Origin of the sequence: Roseateles sp. (assembly GCF_044373315.1) — a bacterium.
GTDB lineage: Bacteria > Pseudomonadota > Gammaproteobacteria > Burkholderiales > Burkholderiaceae_C > JACDQM01.
Map to the genome: position 1 here is coordinate 1 of NZ_JBILQK010000207.1, position 2,803 is coordinate 2,803.

Sequence of the window (2,803 nt, forward strand, 5' to 3'; positions counted from 1 at the left end):
TATTGATGACGGTCCGGAAGCCGTTGCTGACACCCAGCTCGCGCATCAGGCGCGGCGCCAGCACTGCCATTTGCCCCATCACGCCGGCATGCTCGGGCGCGAGCTCCGCCATGCTGGGGATGTGCAGTTTGGGAATCATCAGGATATGCACCGGCGCCCAGGGGTGGATGTCATGGAAGGCCAGGATGTGCTCGTCCTCGTAAACCTTCTTGGCCGGAATCTGACCGGCGACGATCTTGCAGAAGATGCAGTTGGGGTCTTGACTCATGATGCTCACATTCAAACCGGCATGGGCTTGCCGTCATTCCAATTCAGCACGCCCTTCACGATGCGGTAGATCACCCAGATCGAATCCGCGATCAGCACCAGAAAGCCGATGCCGACGATGATCAGCAACACGCCGATGCAGGCCCACAGCAGGCTCCACCAGAAGGTGCGGATCTGCCAGGTGAAATGGCTGGCGTAGATCGTCCCCGCGGTGTCGTCACGCTTGACGTAGTTGATGATGATGGCGACGACGGCCGTGAAGCCGGTGAAGGCGCTCAAGGCATAGAGGATGTAGGTGATCAGTGTCAGCTGCTTGAGACTGGCCATGCGCTCGGCAGAGATCGGTTGCGTCATCGCCAGCCCCTCATTGAAATCAGTCATCTCAGTCCTCCTGGGTCTGTGCCCCTGCGTCGCCCCCACGCTGCGCGAACTCCACCAGACCCGACAGGCCTTCGCGCCGGGCCAATTCCGCCAGCACGTCCTCGGGCTTGAGGCCGAACTGGGCCAGCGCGATCATCGAGTGGAACCACAGATCGGCCGTCTCGTAGACGATCTTCTGCGCGTCAGCATCCTTGGCGGCCATCACCAGCTCGGTGGCCTCTTCGCCCACCTTCTTCAGGATGGCGTCGGTGCCCTTGCCGAACAACTTTGCCACATAGCTGCCGGCGGCGTCACCGCCGTTGCCCGGCTTGCGCGACTCGATCACTGCGGCCACGCGGGCCAGCACATCCCTGCTGTCGATCTGGCTGCTGCTCATTTGTAGATGCTCTCGGGGTCTTTCAGTACCGGCTCCACCGTCTGCCAGCTGCCGCCCTCAAAGCGCTGATAGAAGCAGCTGTGCCGGCCCGTGTGGCAGGCAATGCCCGGCTCATGCCCCTGTTGGGTAATCTTTAGCAGCAGCACATCGTTGTCGCAGTCCAGACGCATCTCGTGCACGATCTGCAGATGGCCGGACTCCTCGCCCTTGTGCCACAGCTTGTTGCGCGAGCGGCTCCAATACACCGCCTGACCGAGCTCCGCCGTGCGCGCCAGCGCCTCGCGGTTCATCCAGGCGAACATCAGCACGTCGCCTGTGTCACGCTCCTGCGCGATCACCGGCACCAGGCCATCGCGGTCCCATTTGATCTGATCAAGCCATTGCATGCCGGCAGTGTACGGGTCAGCCGACATGGGTGCTGCCGACAAAGCCGCGCTCGGCGGCAAACCACTGCAACACCGGAATCGTGCCGGGCAGCACCGGCTGCTGCTGCACCGGCAGATTCTCCCAAGCCATCTGCTGGCGCTCGCGCATCTCGAACTCGCCGGCCCATTCGTAGACCTTGCAGAAGTGCAGGCGCACGCGGGCATGGGGGTAGTCCATCAGCTCGACCTTCCAGGGATAGGCCGCCCCGATGGTGATGCCCAACTCCTCCTGCAGTTCGCGCCGCAGGGCCTGTTCCACGGTTTCGCCCGCTTCCAGCTTGCCACCCGGAAACTCCCAGTACCCGGCATAGACCTTGCCTTCCGGCCGAGAGGTCAGCAGAAAGCGCCCTTCCCGGCCTTGCGCACCACGCTCGACCAGCACGCCCACCGCCACGTCGACCGGCACTCGCTCCTGCACCGCGTCAGACATGATCCAGGCCCTCGGGTGCATCGCCGTGGATGGTGTTGGGCGCCAGCGCCTCGGCCTGACCGCGGCCAGCGAGATCGCGCGCGAACTGGAAGGCCACGCGACCCGAGCGCGAACCGCGCTCCAGCGCCCACACCAGGGCCGGCTGGCGGGCGGTGGCGATCTGCGCCTCATTCAGCCCGTAGTAACGCAGCCACTGCGCGCAGATTTCCAGGTATTCCGGCTGGCTGAAGGGATAGAAGCTCACCCACAGGCCGAAGCGCTCGGAGAGGGAAACCTTCTCCTCGATCGCCTCGCCCGGATGTAACTCGCCGTTCTCATCCATCTTGGCGGCGAGGTTGTCCTTCATCTGCTCGGGCAACAGGTGGCGGCGGTTGCTAGTGGCGTAGATCAGCAGGTTATCGCTAGCGGCAGCCACCGAGCCGTCCAGCATGGACTTCAGCGCCTTGTAGCCGAGCTCACCCTCATCGAAGGACAGGTCATCGCAGAAGATCACGAAGCGCTCGGACCGCTCGCTGACCAGATCCACCAGGTCGGGCAGATCGACCAGATCATTCTTGTCGACTTCGATCAGGCGCAGCCCCTGCGGCGCGAATTCGTTCAAGCAGGCCTTGATCAGTGAGCTCTTGCCCGTGCCGCGCGCGCCGGTCAGCAGCACATTGTTGGCCGGCCGGCCTGCAACGAACTGCTCGGTGTTGCGCAGCAGTTTTTCCTTCTGCGGCTCGACTTCCTTGAGGTCCTGTAGACGGATGGTCGAGACATGGCGCACCGGCTCCAGCAGCAGGCGGCCGGCGCGGCGACGCGCGCGGAACGCCACCGAGGCCGACCAGTCGGGGGCCGCCAGCGGCTGCGGAAGCACGGATTCGAGTCGGGTGAGCAGCGCCTCGGCGCGCTCGATCAGATGTTCAAGGGCAGACATGCCCGCAG

Annotated in this window: 6 protein-coding genes; all 6 read right to left on the minus strand. The window is 64.0% G+C overall.

The window, feature by feature from the left end; genetic code table 11:
* Window positions 1–268 (minus strand): HIT domain-containing protein (locus ACIQ67_RS20445; RefSeq protein WP_397536211.1); only part of this gene is annotated, 268 nt, incomplete at its 3' end.
* Between the two features lie 11 nt (window positions 269–279).
* Window positions 280–648: a DUF4870 family protein gene (locus ACIQ67_RS20450; protein ID WP_397536212.1), complete on the minus strand. Its 369-nt coding sequence runs from the start codon at window positions 646–648 to the stop codon at window positions 280–282.
* A gap of 1 nt (window position 649) precedes the next feature.
* Window positions 650–1,024 carry a phosphoribosyl-ATP diphosphatase gene (locus ACIQ67_RS20455; protein WP_397536213.1) on the minus strand — a complete coding sequence of 125 codons (375 nt, stop codon included), beginning with the start codon at window positions 1,022–1,024 and terminating at the stop codon, window positions 650–652.
* Entirely contained in the window at window positions 1,021–1,410 is a 390-nt protein-coding gene (hisI, locus tag ACIQ67_RS20460; RefSeq protein WP_397536214.1) for a phosphoribosyl-AMP cyclohydrolase, read from the minus strand. The genes ACIQ67_RS20455 and hisI overlap by 4 nt, the downstream gene beginning before the upstream one ends.
* 16 nt (window positions 1,411–1,426) lie before the next feature.
* Window positions 1,427–1,879, minus strand: a complete 453-nt coding sequence (locus ACIQ67_RS20465) for an NUDIX domain-containing protein (protein ID WP_397536215.1) — start codon at window positions 1,877–1,879, stop codon at window positions 1,427–1,429.
* Window positions 1,872–2,795: an ATP-binding protein gene (locus ACIQ67_RS20470; RefSeq protein WP_397536216.1), complete on the minus strand. Its 924-nt coding sequence runs from the start codon at window positions 2,793–2,795 to the stop codon at window positions 1,872–1,874. Before ACIQ67_RS20470 ends, ACIQ67_RS20465 begins: the two co-directional genes overlap by 8 nt.
* Window positions 2,796–2,803 lie beyond the last annotated feature (8 nt).